This window comes from Bradyrhizobium sp. USDA 4353, from assembly GCF_054063215.1.
This window is the reverse complement of the sequence record NZ_JBSSGB010000001.1, coordinates 4,913,181-4,930,289: the sequence shown is the minus strand read 5'-3', so window position 1 is coordinate 4,930,289 and position 17,109 is coordinate 4,913,181. Positions and strand designations below refer to the sequence as shown.

General features: G+C 64.7%; 18 protein-coding genes and 1 pseudogene. 3 read left to right on the top strand and 16 right to left on the bottom strand.

Annotation, left to right across the window (positions count from 1 at the left end):
• Positions 1-35: 35 nt before the first annotated feature.
• Positions 36-272 carry a GCG_CRPN prefix-to-repeats domain-containing protein gene (locus ACVILH_RS22210; protein ID WP_456714786.1) on the bottom strand — a complete coding sequence of 79 codons (237 nt, stop codon included), beginning with the start codon at positions 270-272 and terminating at the stop codon, positions 36-38.
• 472 nt (positions 273-744) lie between these two features.
• Between ACVILH_RS22210 and ACVILH_RS22205 the strand changes: the two genes are divergently transcribed.
• Entirely contained in the window at positions 745-870 is a 126-nt protein-coding gene (locus ACVILH_RS22205; protein WP_456714785.1) for a hypothetical protein, read from the top strand.
• A 144-nt stretch (positions 871-1,014) separates the two neighbouring features.
• The gene (locus ACVILH_RS22200; RefSeq protein ID WP_456714784.1) at positions 1,015-1,209 is read left to right on the top strand and encodes a hypothetical protein; all 195 of its coding nucleotides are present in this window, start codon (positions 1,015-1,017) and stop codon (positions 1,207-1,209) included.
• 64 nt (positions 1,210-1,273) lie between these two features.
• Here the strand turns inward: ACVILH_RS22200 and ACVILH_RS22195 are convergent, their stop codons facing one another.
• The 4 genes from ACVILH_RS22195 to ACVILH_RS22180 form a co-directional block, all read right to left on the bottom strand.
• The gene (locus ACVILH_RS22195; protein WP_456714783.1) at positions 1,274-1,720 is read right to left on the bottom strand and encodes a host attachment protein; all 447 of its coding nucleotides are present in this window, start codon (positions 1,718-1,720) and stop codon (positions 1,274-1,276) included.
• Positions 1,721-1,845: 125 nt separating this feature from the next.
• The gene (locus ACVILH_RS22190) at positions 1,846-2,259 is read right to left on the bottom strand and encodes a DUF3775 domain-containing protein (RefSeq protein WP_456714782.1); all 414 of its coding nucleotides are present in this window, start codon (positions 2,257-2,259) and stop codon (positions 1,846-1,848) included.
• A 126-nt stretch (positions 2,260-2,385) separates the two neighbouring features.
• Positions 2,386-2,880: a hypothetical protein gene (locus ACVILH_RS22185; protein WP_456714781.1), complete on the bottom strand. Its 495-nt coding sequence runs from the start codon at positions 2,878-2,880 to the stop codon at positions 2,386-2,388.
• Positions 2,881-2,998: 118 nt separating this feature from the next.
• A complete protein-coding gene (locus ACVILH_RS22180) occupies positions 2,999-3,616 on the bottom strand; it encodes a hypothetical protein (RefSeq protein ID WP_456714780.1) in 618 nt (205 codons plus the stop codon).
• A gap of 290 nt (positions 3,617-3,906) precedes the next feature.
• Between ACVILH_RS22180 and ACVILH_RS22175 the strand changes: the two genes are divergently transcribed.
• Positions 3,907-4,290, top strand: coding sequence for a VOC family protein (locus tag ACVILH_RS22175; protein WP_456714779.1), 384 nt, complete (start codon positions 3,907-3,909; stop codon positions 4,288-4,290).
• 16 nt (positions 4,291-4,306) lie between these two features.
• On the opposite strand, the gene ACVILH_RS22170 is transcribed toward ACVILH_RS22175, so the two are convergent.
• From ACVILH_RS22170 to ACVILH_RS22120, 11 genes and pseudogenes are all read right to left on the bottom strand, one after another.
• On the bottom strand, positions 4,307-4,759 hold the full coding sequence (locus ACVILH_RS22170; RefSeq protein ID WP_456714778.1) for a hypothetical protein: 453 nt from the start codon (positions 4,757-4,759) through the stop codon (positions 4,307-4,309).
• Positions 4,760-4,899: 140 nt separating this feature from the next.
• The gene (locus tag ACVILH_RS22165; protein ID WP_456714777.1) at positions 4,900-7,581 is read right to left on the bottom strand and encodes a PAS domain-containing protein; all 2,682 of its coding nucleotides are present in this window, start codon (positions 7,579-7,581) and stop codon (positions 4,900-4,902) included.
• A gap of 112 nt (positions 7,582-7,693) precedes the next feature.
• Positions 7,694-8,497, bottom strand: coding sequence for an NUDIX hydrolase (locus tag ACVILH_RS22160; protein WP_456714776.1), 804 nt, complete (start codon positions 8,495-8,497; stop codon positions 7,694-7,696).
• Between the two features lie 26 nt (positions 8,498-8,523).
• On the bottom strand, positions 8,524-9,453 hold the full coding sequence (locus ACVILH_RS22155; RefSeq protein WP_456714775.1) for a dihydrodipicolinate synthase family protein: 930 nt from the start codon (positions 9,451-9,453) through the stop codon (positions 8,524-8,526).
• A gap of 156 nt (positions 9,454-9,609) precedes the next feature.
• Positions 9,610-10,488: an SDR family oxidoreductase gene (locus tag ACVILH_RS22150; RefSeq protein WP_456714774.1), complete on the bottom strand. Its 879-nt coding sequence runs from the start codon at positions 10,486-10,488 to the stop codon at positions 9,610-9,612.
• A gap of 227 nt (positions 10,489-10,715) precedes the next feature.
• On the bottom strand, positions 10,716-11,576 hold the full coding sequence (locus tag ACVILH_RS22145) for a MaoC/PaaZ C-terminal domain-containing protein (protein WP_456714773.1): 861 nt from the start codon (positions 11,574-11,576) through the stop codon (positions 10,716-10,718).
• Between the two features lie 442 nt (positions 11,577-12,018).
• Positions 12,019-12,408 carry a Zn-ribbon domain-containing OB-fold protein gene (locus ACVILH_RS22140; RefSeq protein WP_456714772.1) on the bottom strand — a complete coding sequence of 130 codons (390 nt, stop codon included), beginning with the start codon at positions 12,406-12,408 and terminating at the stop codon, positions 12,019-12,021.
• Complete coding sequence (locus ACVILH_RS22135; RefSeq protein WP_456714771.1) at positions 12,408-13,556, bottom strand: thiolase domain-containing protein; 1,149 nt, start codon at positions 13,554-13,556, stop codon at positions 12,408-12,410. Before ACVILH_RS22135 ends, ACVILH_RS22140 begins: the two co-directional genes overlap by 1 nt.
• A gap of 330 nt (positions 13,557-13,886) precedes the next feature.
• Positions 13,887-14,987 (bottom strand): IS4 family transposase, encoded by a 1,101-nt coding sequence (locus ACVILH_RS22130; RefSeq protein WP_456714770.1) that lies wholly within the window; start codon positions 14,985-14,987, stop codon positions 13,887-13,889.
• A 689-nt stretch (positions 14,988-15,676) separates the two neighbouring features.
• Positions 15,677-16,270, bottom strand: coding sequence for a hypothetical protein (locus tag ACVILH_RS22125; RefSeq protein WP_456714769.1), 594 nt, complete (start codon positions 16,268-16,270; stop codon positions 15,677-15,679).
• A 178-nt stretch (positions 16,271-16,448) separates the two neighbouring features.
• A pseudogene (locus ACVILH_RS22120) lies at positions 16,449-16,740 on the bottom strand (DUF6537 domain-containing protein); the annotation flags it as partial.
• Positions 16,741-17,109: the final 369 nt, after the last annotated feature.

Sequence of the window (17,109 nt, the reverse complement as noted above, 5' to 3'; positions counted from 1 at the left end):
CTTGCTTCAGCGACGATTTTGTCGGCGCCGCGATCTCATTTCATGATGCAGGCCTTGGCTTGCCGGCTCCACTTGAATGCTGCGCCGCATGGCGGCTTCGGCCGCGCCCCAGCCGGACACTCGTTCCACACGGGCGCTCCCACCTCCCAGCCATTCACCACACAGCCGCCATTGGGGGCGAGGTGACAGCCCGGACCGCAGGACTCGTTGGCGAGCGCGCGCTCTGCTGAGGTCGCAAGGGTGATGAGCAACACGGCATATACGATCCTCATTGCTTCGCTCCATTTTCTACCCAGCCGCTAGACGGGGGACGCTGCGGGAAGTCCCGGCTGAAAACCTCGATCGACCGCCTCCGTTCCCGCAGCAGGCGACCGGTGCCGTCTCCAGCGGAGCCGCTACGCGCGCGCCGTTCGAAGGAGCCGTACGCGGCTGTGACGAAACACCGCGCTCCCGATCACGAACCCGCCTCGTTCTTTACACGACGATGCCACACGGGCCCGCCGAAATGAACGGTGCGGCCAGAAGGTTTTCACCATATTCGAGAGAGAGGGCGGAGGCTGGGCGGCGCCGAAAGGTAAAAGTCATATCTCGACATCAAACGTAACGAAAACAACCGATTTCCACCGCGAAGTGGCGACAGCTTCGGGCGGATTGGGGCGAGCGCTCAAAAAGGTCGACACCATGGCTCGGAAACTCACTGCACGCGAAGTTATCGCCAGATCGTATCCCAGCTGGGACTATGCGATGGCCGACCGTCTCATCGCATGGCTCGACCATTGCGGGTACGAGATCGTCGAAAAGAGGCCGGAGCTGGATTCCGCAGCTCTCCCGGCGGACGAGTTGCAGCCGCAGGTCGCCAACGTTTGCTGACACCCATCGCGACGACCGCGCTCGACGTCGGCTGTCTTGCACGCGAGGCCCAGGAACGGGCCGTCCCCTCCGGGGTTCAACAAGAGCAACGCTGGCGACCTGACCGTTGGCCGGCGTGACCAGATGAGAGCCGAAGGAGGACGAATGTCTCGCAAGCTCACACCGCGCCAAGCCATCGCCCGTTCCTACCCGACCTGGGACTATGCCATGGCCGACCGCCTCATGGCCTGGCTGGACGACTGCGGCTACGAGATCGTCGAAAAAGGCACTGTGCATCGCGACGCGAGCCTGGTGCCGGAGGCGCCGGAAACCACGTCCTCGCTCGAGAACGCGCATTGATCCCGCCCGCAACACTCTGGGGTGCGAGCGAGATCATTGGCATTCACCTCGATCAGCACGCGGCTCAGGCCAGCAGCTGCTTCTCGATCTCGTAGACCGGCAGCTTGACCAGATCCTTGTGGACCTCGCCGTGGAGAACTTTTCGCACGGCCTCGGAGTAGTCGGCGCGGAGCATTCCGAGCGCGCGCGGCGAGGCCACCATCGTCAGGGCCTTCGTCTCCCCCGACAGGACAGCATGGTGCAATCGGTCGGCGATCTGCTTGAGAAAGGCGCGCTCGGCCTGATCATGCCAATCCGTCTGCTCGACCGAGCTTCGCGCGTGACCGAACGACTGCTGCACCGAGCCGGGCGCGTCCGAGCCCTGGGCGCTCGTCCGCTCGTTCTCATGCTCATGCACCTCCTTGGTGTGCAGGTTCGGAAACATGCTATCGCCGACGTTCTCGAGGATCAGCGCTTTGCGGCCATCGCAAACGACGATCCAATCACCGGTTCCGACCTTCATCTTGTCCATGAGCCAACTCCATCTTCGTGACCCCAACGCAGGGTCGAACGGAAGTCCCCGCCAATGAAGGCCGGGAAACTTCAACTCATCGTCCAGGCCGTCGGCATCGCAGCGGAGGCAACGCCGATCGCGCGCTAGAGGCTTTCTTCAAAATCTTCCAAGGAGAGACCGAATTCGGACAGCGCCTCCTCGAGATAGTCGCCAAGCATCGGCGTCTCGATCAGATAGGTGGCCGTGCGGTTGTTGTGGGCTTGCGCGGCCTGCGCGCGCAGCTCATCCCAATTCTCGAGCGAGCCGTCGCCGCGGCCCAGCCACATCAACGCGACCAGATCGATTTGCTCGTCGACGTTCAGGCCCCTGATGAAGCTGACAAGCTCGGAACGGTCCGTCGTCGCGCCGCGTCCACCCGTCCCGGGAGCAGAATCATCGTCGGTCAGATCTGCCAGCAGCTCCGGCTCGGCCACTTCCATTTCATATTGATGCACCTTCGTGACAACGAAGGCGACCTTCTCCGGCGAGATCGAGAGGTTGGGCGGGGTGGTGGTCATGCAGCGTCTCCGTGGGTGCCCGGGCAACACGCCCCGGGTCCCATTGAGGTGACGCTAGGCGCTCCGGAGGGAGCGCACTTTGCGCAAGATCAAGGCAGTCTGGCGGCAGCCGCCGCGCACAGGATGCTACCAGGTCGAGCCGAACAGGCCAAAATGCGGCTGCTGCGCGACCAGAATCATGGGTCGCCCGGGAGGAGACGCCTTGGCGCTCTTCCGCTTCTTCGTGTCCGAGGCTCTCGCGCTGGCCTCTGACAGCTTCGTCGTGTGAGGCCGTTCGACCGTCTTCGGCGTCGCAGACGACGGGCTGGTCGCCGCCGTGCCCATCTGCGCATAGGCATCCCTGGCACTTGTCTTGGAGGCTTCCGTCTTCGGCAGCTCCGCTGTGGCCACCGGGGCGGCCTGCTCCGTCTTTGCGACCACGACCGGCGCCGGAGGTGCAATCGACGTATCCATCACGATCCGCTCGGGCCATTTGCGCGCCGACTGGATCCGCACGGGAGGAAGGTCCGAGGCCGATGTGAGGCTCGCCGGCAGCGGCACGCTGGGAAGCATGGCATCCGCGAGGACCAGCAACGCAAACAAGGCACCGCCGACAAACAGAAAGTAGCGCAAGATAGGCATAATTTACCGCTCCGTCGGCCCACCCCGAGCCGACCATCCACCTAACGGATGACAATGACAGTATGTTCCCGAGGCGACCGATCCGGTTCAAGGACCGCGAGAAACTAGCGCGACATAATTAGATTTTCGTCGCTGCAACCAGCGCGCATTTCGCCGAGCTGGCATTAACGTTGACAAATCCGACGTGCACCGAGGCGAAGGTCCGGCGGCTCTGGGGCCGGATTTCGCCCGAAACGACCCGGCGGCGCTCGGTGACCTGGGTGCCGTCGCGCCGGCTGAAGGCGCAGCTGATCTCGACGTCCTTGATCGCGAAACTATTGGTGTTTCGCAAGGTGAAGGTGACCAGCGCCTTCGATCCCAGTCCGCCGCGCCGCCAGGATTGGGAACTGATGCGCAGACCGGACAGGACGACATGATCGAGCCTCACGGACGGCCCCGGCATCGCGGGCGCGAGGCTCGCATTGGCGTCCATGAGGCTCGGAACCGCGCTGACTGCGGATGACGAGGCGAGATCCGCGCCGGATCCGCTGGACATCCCGGGCACCACCGAGGAGAACCCGCGCGACGGCTCCGTGCCGTCCTCATCGTCCTGATATTGTCGGCTCGAACCATCCAATGTGAGCCGCGCGAGGCTGCCGTCGACGAGATCGCCCTCGTCACCTGACATGATCAGCCAGCCGACCGCGCCGAACACGACGAGCGCGAGCGCCCCGAGCCCCAACGAAGCCGTCGCCAAGGGAATATGCGCGTCCCCCCGTCCGCGCGCAGGCGGAGCGCCAGGCTTGCGCCTCAGCAAACGAGAGAGACCCGCATTCATGTCTGCACCATCGGCTGCCCACTCGCTTCCTTCGGCAAACATCGACACGGTTTCATGCAAAGCCGACAATTGGAGGGCATGCTCAGATACCGGTTCAATGGCCGGACTGGTGCTCGCGGCAACGAGCCGGTAGACATGCGCGTCATTGCCGCAGTGTCAGTAACGCCGCCGCTTCGGCCACGGTTCACTCTTTGGAAAGCTCTAAGACGATGTTGAATGTCACCTGGGATCACATTCATCTGCGCAGCCCTGATCCGGAAGCCACCGCCAACTGGCTTCACGAGATTCTCGGCGGCGAGATCGTCCGCAATCCCGGCCGCATCGACGTCAAGCTCGGCGGCGCCAGCGTGTTCATCGCCAAGGTCGAGCCCGGCGACGGCGTGAATGCGCCGCCCGTCACGCCCCACCAGGGCCTGGATCATTTCGGCCTCACCGTGAAGGACATCGACGCCGCGGCGGCCGAGCTGAAGGCCAAGGGCGTCACCTTCACGACCGAGCCGACCACGATCCGCCCCGGTGTGCGCGTCTGCTTCATCCGCGGGCCGGAGGGCATCTCAATCGAGCTGCTCGAGCGCGACAAGAAATACGCCTGAGCGACCTCGCATTCAGCTACGTCATGCTGCCCGGCATGAAGCAGCGGATCGAGAGGCCCTGATAGCCGCGCATCGGCCAGACCATCGTGCGGCCGACGCGATTGGGCTCGGTGATCACGGCATCGTCGGGAACGTCGAGCCATTCGCCTTCGATGCGGACACGGTAGTGGCCGTCTTTGCTCTCCCAATCGACGTCACTGACGGCACTGCCGTCGGCATCCGAGCAGCACGGGCCCTTGCCGCTGCGCAGGCCGTCGAACCACGCCTTGATCTCCGGCGATGAGTTCGCCCATTGACCGCGGTCGCGCGCCTGGGTCGGCGCAGCAAGCGCGATCAGCAGCGCGGCGCCCGTGACCTGGATGGGAGGCTTCCAGCGTCCGGATTCCTGCCGCCTCGAACCGGTGGGACTGACAGCCGAACAATCAGCGCGATGCGGCGCATGGCCGCGGGACACGATCCATTTGCTCATTTCCATCTGGCTCCTGCACCACCCCAGGGTGCGCGGAGGGCGATGCATCAACCGGGCCAGATTTCGATTCGATCGCGGCTTCGTGAGAGTCAATCCGTGGATCGACGTGGTTCAGCCACAAGCGTGTTCAGTCCGTCAAACTACTCGGCCGCCTGCTCCAGCGGAGCGGTGCGCGGCAGGATGATCTGGATGCGCGTCCCCGCCCCCGGCTCGGAGTCGAGATCGAGCCGGCCGCCGAGCCTGTTGGTGACGATGTTGTAGACGATGTGCAGGCCGAGCCCTGTGCCGCCCTGGTCGCGCCGCGTCGTGAAGAACGGGTCGAAGGCGCGGCGGCGGACGTCGAGCGACATGCCGCAGCCATTGTCGGAAAAGATGATCTCGACATTGTCGCGCCCGGACTCGCGCGCGCGGATCTCGATCGTTCCGCCACGGCCGTCCGGAAACGCGTGGGCGACGGCATTGAGGAACAGATTGGTCAGCACCTGGCCATAGGGACCGGGATAGCTGTTCATCACCAGATTGGGCTGGCAATCGACATTGATCGTGAGGTTCTGTCGGCGCACGCCCGGGCGCAGGCTCATCACGACCTGCTCGGTGAGATCGGCCAGATCGAAGCTGCGCTGGTCGGAGTAGTTGCGATCCGCCGCGACCTGCTTGAACGACTGGATCAGCTCGGCCGCGCGATTGAGGTTGGCGACCAGCTGCGCCGCCGCGTTGCGGCTGGTCTCGATGAACTCGTTGAGGCTCGAGCGCCGGAGCTCACCGCGCGTCACCGCCTCGCTGAACAGATCGGTCTTGCGCTCGAGCGCGGAGGCCACCGTCAGGCTGATGCCGACGGGATTGTTGACCTCATGCGCGACGCCTGCGACCATGCGGCCGAGCGCGGCGAGCTTTTCCGCCTCGATCAGCGAGGCCTGGGTCTCGCGCAGGTTCCGGAGCGCGGTCTCTGCCGCCTCCTTCGCCTTGCGCATCTCGTGCTCGCTCTTCTTGCGCTCGCCGATGTCGAGCGCCACGGTGACGATCTTGTCGACCTCGCCGTCGGCATCGAGCAGCGGCAGCTTGTTGACCAGCCATTGCCGCATGACGTTGCTGGAATCCAGATATTCTTCCTCGTAGAAGCCCAGTCCGTCCTTCGTCGCGAGCACACGCTTGTCGTTGGAATCGGTCTTGCTCGCGCCATAGCGCGACATCAGCTCGCCCGTGGTGCGCCCCAGCGCGTCCTCGGGCTCGACGTTGAAGATGCCAGCCATGTAGCGGTTCATCAGCACATAGCGCAGCTCGCGATCCTTCACGTTGATCACCGCCGGCACGGTATCGATGACCTGCTGCAGCAGGCGTCGCCCCTCGGCGATCGCATCTTCCGCGCGCTTCTGATCGGTGATGTCGCGGACGACGCCTTCGTAGCGCACCACCTCGCCGCTCTCGTCGCGCACCACGGTGGCGCTGTCCGACAGCCAGCGGATCTCGCCATTGCGCCGGCGCACCTGATATTCGAACTCGCGCACCATGCCGTCGCGCCGCATCAGCCGCTGATAGCGCTCGCGCGCCAGCGGATGAACATAGATCGTATCGGCGATGTCGTTGACGCCCTGGATCAGCTCGCTCGGGGACTCGTAGCCCATGATACGCGCGAGCGCCGGATTGGCGTTGAGCACGAGTCCGCTCGGGGTGGTCACATAGATGCCGTCGATCGAGGCTTCGAACAGCTTGCGATAGCTCTCTTCCGCAAGCCGCTGCTCGGCCAGCGCACGCACCGCCGCCTCGCGCGCGGCATCGGCGTCCTGCAAGGTCTGCCGGAACACTTCGGCGGCGCGCGCGATGTCGCCGATCTCGTTCTGGACGTCGGTCTGCGGGATCGAGGCCGCCTTCTCGCCGGCTGCAAGCGCCCGGATCGAGCGCGCGATCGAGGCCAGCGGCTTCACCGTCCGACGCACCACGAACCAGGCCGCGAAGATGCCGATCAGCACGCCCGACGTGCCGAAGATGATGCTCTGCCACTTGGTTTCCGCGAGCGTGCGCGCGAAGTCGCGCGACAGCACCTTGCCCTGGCTGGCGCTCAGCGCGCGCAACAGCTCGGTGACGCGGCCGATCAGCCGGCCCTCGATGCCGAGCACCTCCTTGTCGAGCCGGCCGATCTCGTCCTCGGTGCCGGAGATCGCGATGATCGCCTGGGCATAGCGGTCCACGGCCGCCCGCAAATTGGCATCCTCGATCGGCAGCGCGCGCATGCTGCGGGCCGCCTGCTCCGCACCGGCCGGATCACGCGCCAGCAGCGCCGCTCCCACCTGGTTCTGCACCTGGAACAAGGCTCGCGCGGTGCCGCGATCGGTGACGCCGGCGATCGCGGCCTCAAAGCCCTCGCGCGCCGCCGGCAGACCGGACAGCAGCTCGGCGCGCTGCGCGATCAGCGCACTGATCCGGTCGATGCCCTCGCGATAATTCGTCAGCCGCTGCGAGACGCCGTCGATGGTCGCCTGCTGCTCCGGCGCCAGTTGGAGCCGCGTCTTCTTCAGGAGCGCGCTGAGCTCGGTGGCCGCCTCCATCACGCGATCCGAGCGCGAGGCGGGATCGGTGACGAAATCGCGCGCCGCGAGCCGCAGCTCGTTCATGCGCTGATCGATCTCCTCGGCGAGATCGCCGACGCCTTGAAGCCGCTGCAGCTCGGCAAAGGTGGAGTCGATGTGACGGATGGCGATCACGCTCGCCATGCTGGTGGCGGTGATGACGGCGAGCAGCAGCAAAAAGCTGCCAAAGATCATCCGTCCGATCGTGAGGGATCGGAGGCGATCACAAGCGAGGCCGAAATCGACGTTTTTACTCATGGGATCCGATGGTCGGAACCGCAGTATATACGAGCCGCCGTGCGGCAACTAGAACAAATCAGAAACAACTTGCACCCGGGCGGCACCGCCCGACGAAAAATAGTCTGTGCGGTTAACCGGCCGCACTGAACGCGAACACCTCGCCATCATAGCCGGCCTCGCGCGGAATGCGCAGCTCGCGGCCGCCATCGGCGGTCTTGGTCATGACCGGCATCACCGTCACGATATCCATGTCCCGCGCCGCGGCCAGCGCGTCCGCCACCGCCGGCTGCTTGCCGAGCCGGATCAGGTTGCGCGTGGTCGGAAATGGCAGCTTGAAGCGACCATCCTCGCCGCCCGCGAGCGCCTCGCGCGGCGACACCCAGATCGAGTCGGTCGATTCCCGGCCGTCATGGGCGCCGAGCTGGTCCGGCGGCGCAGCGGCCAGGAAGAACCAGGTGTCGAAGCGCTTCGGCATGCCCTCGGGCGTGATCCAATGCGCGTACGGCACGAGGGCATCGAGCGCCAGCACCAGGCCATGGGCCTCGATCACCTCTCGGAAACTGATCTTGCTCTCGCACAAAGCGAGACGATGCTCTGCCTCGATGGCGCGCGCGGCCTCCGCCTCGATCAGGGCCTGCGCGCCCTTGCGGCGCGCCAGCAGGATGCCGCTCTCCTCGAACGTCTCCCGCACGCCCGCAATGCGGAAGCCGAGCGCCTCCGCATCGAGCCCGTGATCGCCGGCGTAGAGCTCGGGATTGCCGGCGATCTCGCGATCGCCCTTGTCGACGCTGCCGCCCGGAAACACCAGGGCGCCCGAATTGAACTCGATCTGATGGTGGCGCACCATCATGAACAGTTCGATCTCCCGGGCCGCTGCGCTGTCGCGCAGCAGCAGCACGGTGGAAGCGGGACGAACGGCGGCAGCGTCAGCCATGGTTACTCCGCGGCGGTGGCTCTGGGTTACAGGTTAGCGCGGGCGTCGTAGCGGGCGACGCGCGACAAGAGATAGTCGACCTCGGCCTTCGCGGCGGCACTGATGCCGGACGCCGGCTTGCGCTGCGCGGCGGAGGCGATCGCGCCGCGCTTCTGCAGCACGTATTTGCGCACGGCGAGGCCTGCGCCGGGCTGCTGCTCGTAGCGCACCAGCGGCAGATGCGCGTCGAACAAATCATGCGCGGCATCGCGTTTTCCCGCCTGCGACAGCTTGACGACGTCGACCAGCATTTCCGGGAAGGCGTAGCCGGTCATCGCGCCGTCGGCGCCGCGCTCCATCTCGAAATCGAGGAACAGGCCGCCATTGCCGCACAGGATCGACAGCGGCTTGAGCGAGCCGTCCTTCTGGAAGCCGCGCAGCGCGGAGATCTTTTCCAGGCCCGGCCAGTCCTCGTGCTTGAGCATCACGCAGGACGGGCTGTCCATGACGATCTTGCGGATCACGGCCGGCGTGAACTGGACCTGCTGGGTCAGCGGATAGTCCTGCAGCACCCAGGGAATGTCCTCGCCGATCGCTTCCTGGGCCTGCTTGAAATAGCCTGATATCTGGTCGTCGGTACGCAGGCTCGGCGGCGGCGCGATCATCACGCCGGCCGCGCCCGCATCCATCGTGGCGCGGGCCAGCGCGCGCATGGTCGCGAAGCCCGGCGACGACACGCCGACGATGATCTGCATCGTCTTCGCGCGCTTGACGAAGCGGATCGCCACCTCGGCGGATTCGGCCGCATCCAGCTTCGGCGCCTCGCCCATGATGCCGAGCACGGTGATGCCGTCGCAGCCTGCCTCGGCGTAGAAGTCGACCAGGCGGTCGATCGAGGCCTCGTCGATGCGGCCGTCATCGTGGAACGGCGTCGGCGCGATCGCGAAGGTGCCTTTGGCGGCGGCGGTGAGCTTCATCGTCTGGTCTCCAATCTCTCTGGCGTCGTTCCGGAAGGGCGCTGCCCGGCGCAGGCGCGGACTTCATGGGGCCGATCATCGTTCTGAATTCCGGAACCTCTTCCTGGCCTCGCTTTCAGAGCTTCGGCGGGCGCCCGGGACGAGGCCAGACATACATCAAAACCGCCGCGCGGACTTTCGAATCTCGTCCTCCGAAAAGAATATCTCCCCTGCATGTTCAGCGATGTCCTCCGCCTTCCAGGCCGAGGATGGCGGCTTCCAGCCGTCCATTTCCATCATGCGCAACTCGCGCACCCCACGCGGACCGGAGACGCCGAGCACCTTCCCCGTCTGATCGCCCGAGAGGGAGCTAACCATGTAGAGCACGGCCGGCGCGATGCCCTCGGGCGTCAGCGCTGCGCCCGGGTTCTCCTTGTAGCGCGGCAGGTCGGCGGTCATGCGGGTCAGCGCGCCCGGCGCCAGCGTCCAGACCCGGATGTTGTACTTGCGGCCCTCGATCGCCAGCACGTTGGACAGGCCCCAGATACCGCCCTTGGCCGCGCCATAGTTGGACTGGCCGAAATTGCCGATCAGGCCCGAGGTCGAGGAGGTGTTGACGATGACGCCGCCGCCATTGTCGCGCATCCAGCGGAACACCGGCAGGGTGCAGCAGAACGTGCCCTTGAGGTGGACCTGGATCACCTTGTCCCAGTCGGCCTCGCTGGACTTCGCGAAGGTCTGGTCGCGCAGGATGCCGGCATTGTTGACCAGGATGTCGGCGCGGCCGAAATGGCGGATGGCGTCATCGAACACCGACTGTCCGCCGGCCATGGTGGAGATGTCAGCGCCGTTGGCGACCGCGCGGCCACCCTCGGCCTTGATCGCGGCCACCACCTGCTCGGCCATCGACAAGTCCGAGCCGGAGCCATCGCGCGGGCCGCCGAGGTCGTTGACCACGACCGCCGCGCCCTCGCGCGCGAACAGTTTCGCGTAGGCCTCGCCGAGGCCACCACCTGCGCCGGTGATCAGCGCCACCTTGCCGTCGAGCAGTCCCATGGTGTGTCCTCCGCGCTTCGCCTTTTTCAGTAGCGTTGCTGCAACTTCACCTCTCCCCGCCAGGGCGAAGCGAAGCTTCGCTAGGGCGGGGAGAGGTCGGATTGCATCGCTAGATGCAATCCGGGTGAGGGGGACTCTCCGCGAGTCCGGTGGTTGTGGCTGCCCTTCACCCCACCCTCTCCCCGTGAAGAACGGGGAGAGGGAGCCGACGGCCGGTGGCCGCCTTACTAACTGAGCAACGTCTTGCCGTTCTTGATGACGGTGACGTTGCGGTCCTTCACGCGCGCTTCGAACGAGATCACGTTGCCCTCCTTCCACAGATCGACCGTCACGGTCTCACCCGGAAATACAGGCGAGGAGAACCGCGCCGCATGTTGCTTGAAGGCTGACGCATCGTAGTCCGCATAGGTCTGGAGCACGGCGCGGCAGGTCAGGCCGTAGGTGCACATGCCGTGCAGGATCGGCCGCGGGAAGCCGGCGCGGCGGGCGAACTCGGGATCGGAGTGCAGCGGGTTGCGGTCGCCGCACAGGCGATAGATCAGCGCCTGATCGGGACGGGTCGAGATCTCGACGCTGCGGTCCGGGGCCCGCGAGGGCACCGGATGCGGCTCCGGGATTCCGCCGGAGGGACCGCCGAAGCCGCCATCGCCGCGGGCGAAGCGGGAGGCGACGAGCGTCGCCAGCGGCGCCCCGCTCTCGTCCCGCAAAATCGTCTGGTGGCGGATGACCCCCCCCTTGTCCTTGCCCTTGTCGGACACGGCGAGCACGGAGGAGTCGGCCGTGATCTTCGCGGCGACTGCGAGCGGCTTGTGGAAGGTGATGTCGCGCTCGCCGTCGACGACCAGCACGCGGTTCAGCTTCATGTCGCCGGGGCCTGCGCCCCATGCCGCCACGGACGCAAAGGTCGGCACCACTTTAAGTGGCCGCGGCTCTGCGGTCGCCTCGTTGACGAAGGCGAGCTCGCGCTCGTCCATCGGATCGGCGCCCATGCCGATGCCGTAAGCGTACAGCATCACTTCGCGATCGGTGTAGGCATAAGGCTGCCCGATCGCCTTCATCGCCATCAGCTCATCGTAATTGATCGGCATTTCGCCTCCCCGCATTCGTTCTTCGTAGGGTGGGCAAAGCGAAGCGTGCCCACCGCCTTTCTCTTCGTCAAACGGTGGGCACGGCGCTCCGCGCCTTTGCCCACCCTACGTACTTTTTCCGGCGCCCATTGCTGCGCCCTCTCCCCTTGCGGGAGAGGGCTACACAGCTATCAGCGTCAATTTCGCGCGGGTGAGGGGTATGCCTCCACAGAGACACTGCCCGTGCGGAGAGATACCCCTCACCCGGTAGTCCAGGCGTTGCTTCGCATCGCCTGAACTACCACCCTCTCCCGCAAGGGGAGAGGGTGCACCTTTCGCGTAGCAACAGCCACGCCTTCGTCATTGCGAGGAGCGAAGCGACGAAGCAATCCAGAGTCGTGGAAATCACCCTGGATTGCTTCGCTGCGCTCGCAATGACGCGCGGATACATCGAAGGCCTCGCCTACACCGGCGTGAAGAACGGCAGCGGCGCGCCGTCGGTGGGCTTGAACACCACCTTCACCTTCTGGCCGATCTTCAGTTGATCGAAATCACAGTCGATGAAGTTCGTCTGCAACGACGGGCCCTCCTTCAAGGTCACATACCCGATCGCATACGGTCCCGTCGGCGACTTGCGCATGATGGAGAACGTATAGATCTCGCCCTCGCCCGCGCTCTGCTCCCACACCGTCTGGTCGGAGAAGCAGAACGGGCAGATCGAGCGCGGGAAGTAATGCGCCTCGCCGCAGGCGGTGCAGCGCTTGATCAGGAACTTGCCCTCGGAGGCCGCGTCCCAGAACGCCTTGGTCTCGGGATTGGTGACGGGGGCTGGCAGCTTCTTCGCTTCAGACATCAGACGCGCTCCAGAATGCAGGTCGAGGCGGCGTGACGCACGCCGAGCAGGCCACCGGTGCCATGGGCAATGGCGAGATCGCAGTTTTGCACCTGCACCTTGGGATGGGCTTCGCCGCGCAGCTGGCGCACGGCCTCGATCACCTTGGTCATGCCGCCGCGGTTGACGGGATGGTTGCTGCACAGGCCGCCGCCATCGGTGTTGAACGGCAGCTTGCCGACGCCGGAGATGAGGTTGCCGTCGGCGACGAACTTGCCGCCCTCGCCTTTCTTGCAGAAGCCGAGATCCTCGAGCTGCATCAGCACGGTGATGGTGAAGCTGTCATAGATCGAGGCGTATTTGATGTCCTTCGGCGTGATGCCTGCTTCCTCGAAGGCGCGCGGGCCGGACCACACGCCCGCCGAATAAGTCAGGTCGAGATCCTTGCCGCCGCGCGGGCCCTTCATGGCCTCGCCATGACCGATCAGGCGCACCAGCGGCTTCTTCAGGCTCTTGGCGATCTCCGGCGTGGTGACGATCAGCGCGCCGCCGCCGTCGGTCACGACGCAGCAATCCATGCGATGCAAGGGATCGGAGATCATCGGCGAGTTCAAGACATCCTCGACCGTCACGACCTCCTTGAGCATCGCATGCGGATTGTACTGCGCGTGATGCGAGGCGGCGACCTTGATCCAGGCGAGCTGCTCGGACGTGGTGCCGTAGTCGTGCATGTGGCGCATGGCGCACATGCCGTAGGCGTTGTGCGTGGTCGCGCCGTAGGCGGCTTCGAAATCGGCCTCGGCGCCGGCGGCGCGCGGCGGCATCGGGCCGGTGCGCGGCTTGCCGGCGAGCGTGATCAGCGCGATCGAGCATTTGCCGGCGGCGATGGCCTCGGCGGCGTGGCCGACATGGATGAGATAGGAGCAGCCGCCGGTCTCGGTGGAGTCGATGTGCCGCACCTTCAGGCCGAGATAATCGACCATCGGCCAGGCGCCGCCCGGCGCATCGCCGGCGCAGAAGTAGCCGTCGACATCCTTCGCGCTGAGCCCGGCATCCTCCAGCGCGCCCTTAGCGACCTCGGCATGCAGTTGCGCGGTTGATTTGTCCGGTGCGTGCCGGGTCGGATGCTCATAGATCCCGGCAATGTAGGCCTTGCCCTTGATGGTCAATTCCGTCTCCGCTTCCTGTCGTGTCCTGCCCGATGGTTGGAGATTTTCTGGACCGTTGCAGGAGGCTTGGCAAGCGCGGAAAATATTCCGCACGATGGAGATGGCCACCGGTGCCGCCTCGCACTCAGCCGTCGTCCCGGGCTTGACCCCATAGGCGCTAAGATAGTTTTAGCATCGTTTGATAGCGACGTTTTCTTCTCGGTGCCTCGCGGAGGTGGCGGCGAAGAGGGGCTCTAGAGCGGCGAAGGCGGGTGATTGTGGGCTGCGGGATAATGGCTTGTAACAATGAGGCAATGAGTTGCCGCAGCAATCGCCAGCCGCCCGGACGCGTTAAGCGGCCTGAGCCGAGCGGGGAGAGTCCTCGAGTTCGTCTACGAGCGGCTCGAGCAGAAGGATGATGAGGAGATGCGCGAGAATGTGAGGTCTGGCGGACCGCTCGTCGGCGCCAGGTGGTCCCTTGAGGCCGATCACACTCTTCAGCCGCTTGAAGCCCAACTCAATGCGCCAACGCAGGCGGTAGAGAGCGAGGACATCTTCCGTCGGGAAGTCATCCGGAGCAAGTGAGGTCACCAGGATAACCCAGTCGGCAGCTTCGAGTGTCTGTTTGGAGAGCGTATGACCTCCCTTCCTCGCGGCTAACTTTGCTTTGCGGCGCGCTGCGGCCGCAGCGTCCTGGGGCTTCTTGATTGCAACCAGGCGCAAGGCAAGAGGTGCGCCCCGCCTGGGCTTGATCCAAATCGGGCGATCGATCAGACCGCATTTTGCGGCTTTGCGCAGTTCGGTCACGAGCTTGAGCGCACGGCCTGCACAATCGCGCCAGCGCGCGCCCTTCCAACCAGCCCGGATGACGAAGTCAGCACCAGCCTGGATCAAATTTGCCATACGCTCGGGCTGTAGATAGGCCCGATCGGCAATTCGGATCTCGCCTGGTACCGCTGGCACCCGATCAAGCGTCTCACCCTCATGCTGATCGGTCAGCTCAAAGTGGCCAAAACGCTCACCCGGAAGATCGAAGGCGCTGTGAATGCGCCAGACCTCGTTCTTGGTCTTCTCCTGCCGGCCCTTCTTCGGCACCGTGGTCGCATCGATGATACGGATCAGACGACCTTGGCTCCTCCGGGGAGCTGCGGAGGCAAGGACCTGCCCCACCAGCAGCGCCAACCAATCCCCGCACTGGCGCAAGCGATAGAGCAGAGCCACGTTGGAGACGTCGACCAAGCCCACCGACGTCGCCCAGGCCGCAGTCAACCGCAGTCCTCGCTCCCCGAGGCAATAGGCCAAAATTAATCGCAGCAGATCGACTGCATTGCGGATCTCTCGCGGCCGCACGAAAGCTCTCGTCTCGCGCGCCGTATGGTCCAGAGCCTGTGGCCCGCCAAGCCGGGCCACTAGGCTCGTCCAATCTTGGTTCACAAGCCCATCACGTCTCATTCCATGTTGGAATCACAACTGATTCTTCGTCGCAAGCCTATTTTAGCGCCTATGGGGCTTGACCCGGGACCCATACCCACCGGCGGATCTTGTTAGACCCGATGGCCGACCGGCGCGCATTCTCACACCCGCCGGTGTTTATGGGTCCCGGGTCAAGCCCGGGACGACACCGATGGTGTGGCGCGAGCGAGCTGATATCGAACTACGCGTGAGCGCGCGTTCCCGCGACATCTCTGCCCGAGTCATGCGGATCTCTTTCACCCTCATCAAGTCGGAGGGCGCAGGGAAGGCCAGGCGTCGGCTGACGCCTGCGGCCCGCCTGCGAGAAAAAATGCAGGCGGCAGGTACCACAGGTGCAGCCGAGAACACCCGGCCTTCCCTTCGCGACGGGTTTACGTTTATACGCAGTCTGCCTGGTGCGCCGGCTTGTTGGCCACCATTGCCCGCGCGGCGCGCAAACGCCGTCACGAACGTGACACCAGCTTCGGGGTGCCAGCACGCTGCGACTTCACGTCCACGCGAAACCGTTCGTCCGCGTAGCAAGCTACGCTGCGGCTTCCTCGCGGCCATCGCTCCCCGCCCCGCGTGTCGTGACGATCGCGCGCAACGCCCCTTCCGATGAGACGGGATGCCGGGAGTAAAACACAAATTCTGAAATTCGTAAAGCTAAATCTGCCCGACGGGCACCGTCAGATGCAATTCTCGTTGAGCAGAACCTCAGGCTTGAGCCCAACGCTGAAGGAAAGAACTTTGCCATCCTGCGTCTCGAAGACGATGGCGCGCTTGCCATCGCCTCCCTCTACGATCATCCAATAATGCGGCGGCGGCTCCGGCTCGGTGACCCCGTGGCGGGCGCGGTCGCGTGCGAATTCCTGGGCCTGCTCCGGACTGATGCCACGGAAGTCGGGCGACAGCTCCTTCCTGACTTGTGGATATCCGCGGCGAACGTCCGCCTCCGTCGCGCCCACGCCAATGCCGTTCGCATCGACGACGGCCGGATCCGGCTTCGCATAGTCGCGGAGAAACACGGTCACGATCACGATCCGTCCATTGACGATGACGTAGGACAGCGCTTTGTCTCTCCCGTCCGCCCGACCGGTGACGTAGCAATCCCTCGCGAATGGCGGCAAAACTGGCCCTAGCTTTGCCTTGAGCGCGCGCTCGGCCTGGGCGACGGTCATGCCGAGCCGGACCGGGCCAACGCCCTGCATCGAGAACTCATGGGCGCTCGCAGGCAGTCTCGCCATGAGCATCATCACAGCCAAACATCCCATGCGCCGCATCAATGATCCCCGCCTGCTACGAACCTTAGCGTCGAATATCACAGAGACATGAGCATGTCGTAGGGTGGGCAAAGGCGCGACGCGAAGCGGCGCGACGTGCCCACCATGGAGCTACGATCACGTCGCCAGACGGTGGGCACGCGCCGCCGGTGGCGGCGCTTTGCCCACCCTACACGCCCTACTCCGCCGCCATCTGGCGCGGCGCGGGCGGCGGGTTCGCCAAGTCGGCAGCCAACTGGGCGTAGCGGACCTTGGCGTCCTGGACCGCTTTGTCCTTCACCGGGCCGTAGTCGCGGATCTTGTCCGGCAGCGACAGGAATTCCACCGCGATCTCGGCATTCGCCGGCGACAGCAGGCCAAGCATCGTGGCGACATCCTTCTCGTAACCGGCGATCAGGTCGCGCTCCATCTTGCGCGGCAGAGTAGCCGAAGATGTCGCGTGGCATGCCGCGCAGGCCCCTGAGCTTCGATCATCTCTGCTCGGCAAAAGCGGCCGATTGTCCGAGCGCCCTCGCACGACCACAGGTGCAAGATGACCAAACCGCGTCACACACCACAGCGACGCTTTGGCGAAGCCATCGGCTTTCTGAATAGTATGATTATTGCATCCGTGATTCTACGTGCGACGCACCTTCACCTTTCACGCAATTATACAAGCAGGCTCCAGATCCGCGTGCTCGACTGAAGATATTGTTAGTAAGATGCAGATGTATACCTGCGCACCTTACGATGTTACGGCGGTTTCGATTCGATGAGATGTTATATATCATCTGATCGATATGCTTCGTATGTGGAACCTCCGGTCTTGATCGTGCGGCGAGTCAGCTCAATTGCGGTGT

What these genes read in the sequence shown, in the direction of transcription:
- ACVILH_RS22160 (WP_456714776.1), bottom strand. Translation starts at nt 8,497, where the DNA reads ATGGCTGACGCTGCCGCCGTTCGTCCCGCTTCCACCGTGCTGCTGCTG.
- ACVILH_RS22200 (WP_456714784.1), top strand. Translation starts at nt 1,015, where the DNA reads ATGTCTCGCAAGCTCACACCGCGCCAAGCCATCGCCCGTTCCTACCCG.
- ACVILH_RS22205 (WP_456714785.1), top strand. Translation starts at nt 745, where the DNA reads ATGGCCGACCGTCTCATCGCATGGCTCGACCATTGCGGGTACGAGATC.
- ACVILH_RS22190 (WP_456714782.1), bottom strand. Translation starts at nt 2,259, where the DNA reads ATGACCACCACCCCGCCCAACCTCTCGATCTCGCCGGAGAAGGTCGCC.
- ACVILH_RS22170 (WP_456714778.1), bottom strand. Translation starts at nt 4,759, where the DNA reads ATGAGCAAATGGATCGTGTCCCGCGGCCATGCGCCGCATCGCGCTGAT.
- ACVILH_RS22210 (WP_456714786.1), bottom strand. Translation starts at nt 272, where the DNA reads ATGAGGATCGTATATGCCGTGTTGCTCATCACCCTTGCGACCTCAGCA.
- ACVILH_RS22155 (WP_456714775.1), bottom strand. Translation starts at nt 9,453, where the DNA reads ATGAAGCTCACCGCCGCCGCCAAAGGCACCTTCGCGATCGCGCCGACG.
- ACVILH_RS22195 (WP_456714783.1), bottom strand. Translation starts at nt 1,720, where the DNA reads ATGGACAAGATGAAGGTCGGAACCGGTGATTGGATCGTCGTTTGCGAT.
- ACVILH_RS22125 (WP_456714769.1), bottom strand. Translation starts at nt 16,270, where the DNA reads ATGCGGCGCATGGGATGTTTGGCTGTGATGATGCTCATGGCGAGACTG.
- ACVILH_RS22150 (WP_456714774.1), bottom strand. Translation starts at nt 10,488, where the DNA reads ATGGGACTGCTCGACGGCAAGGTGGCGCTGATCACCGGCGCAGGTGGT.
- ACVILH_RS22130 (WP_456714770.1), bottom strand. Translation starts at nt 14,987, where the DNA reads ATGAGACGTGATGGGCTTGTGAACCAAGATTGGACGAGCCTAGTGGCC.
- ACVILH_RS22165 (WP_456714777.1), bottom strand. Translation starts at nt 7,581, where the DNA reads ATGAGTAAAAACGTCGATTTCGGCCTCGCTTGTGATCGCCTCCGATCC.
- ACVILH_RS22185 (WP_456714781.1), bottom strand. Translation starts at nt 2,880, where the DNA reads ATGCCTATCTTGCGCTACTTTCTGTTTGTCGGCGGTGCCTTGTTTGCG.
- ACVILH_RS22140 (WP_456714772.1), bottom strand. Translation starts at nt 12,408, where the DNA reads ATGTCTGAAGCGAAGAAGCTGCCAGCCCCCGTCACCAATCCCGAGACC.
- ACVILH_RS22175 (WP_456714779.1), top strand. Translation starts at nt 3,907, where the DNA reads ATGTTGAATGTCACCTGGGATCACATTCATCTGCGCAGCCCTGATCCG.
- ACVILH_RS22145 (WP_456714773.1), bottom strand. Translation starts at nt 11,576, where the DNA reads ATGCCGATCAATTACGATGAGCTGATGGCGATGAAGGCGATCGGGCAG.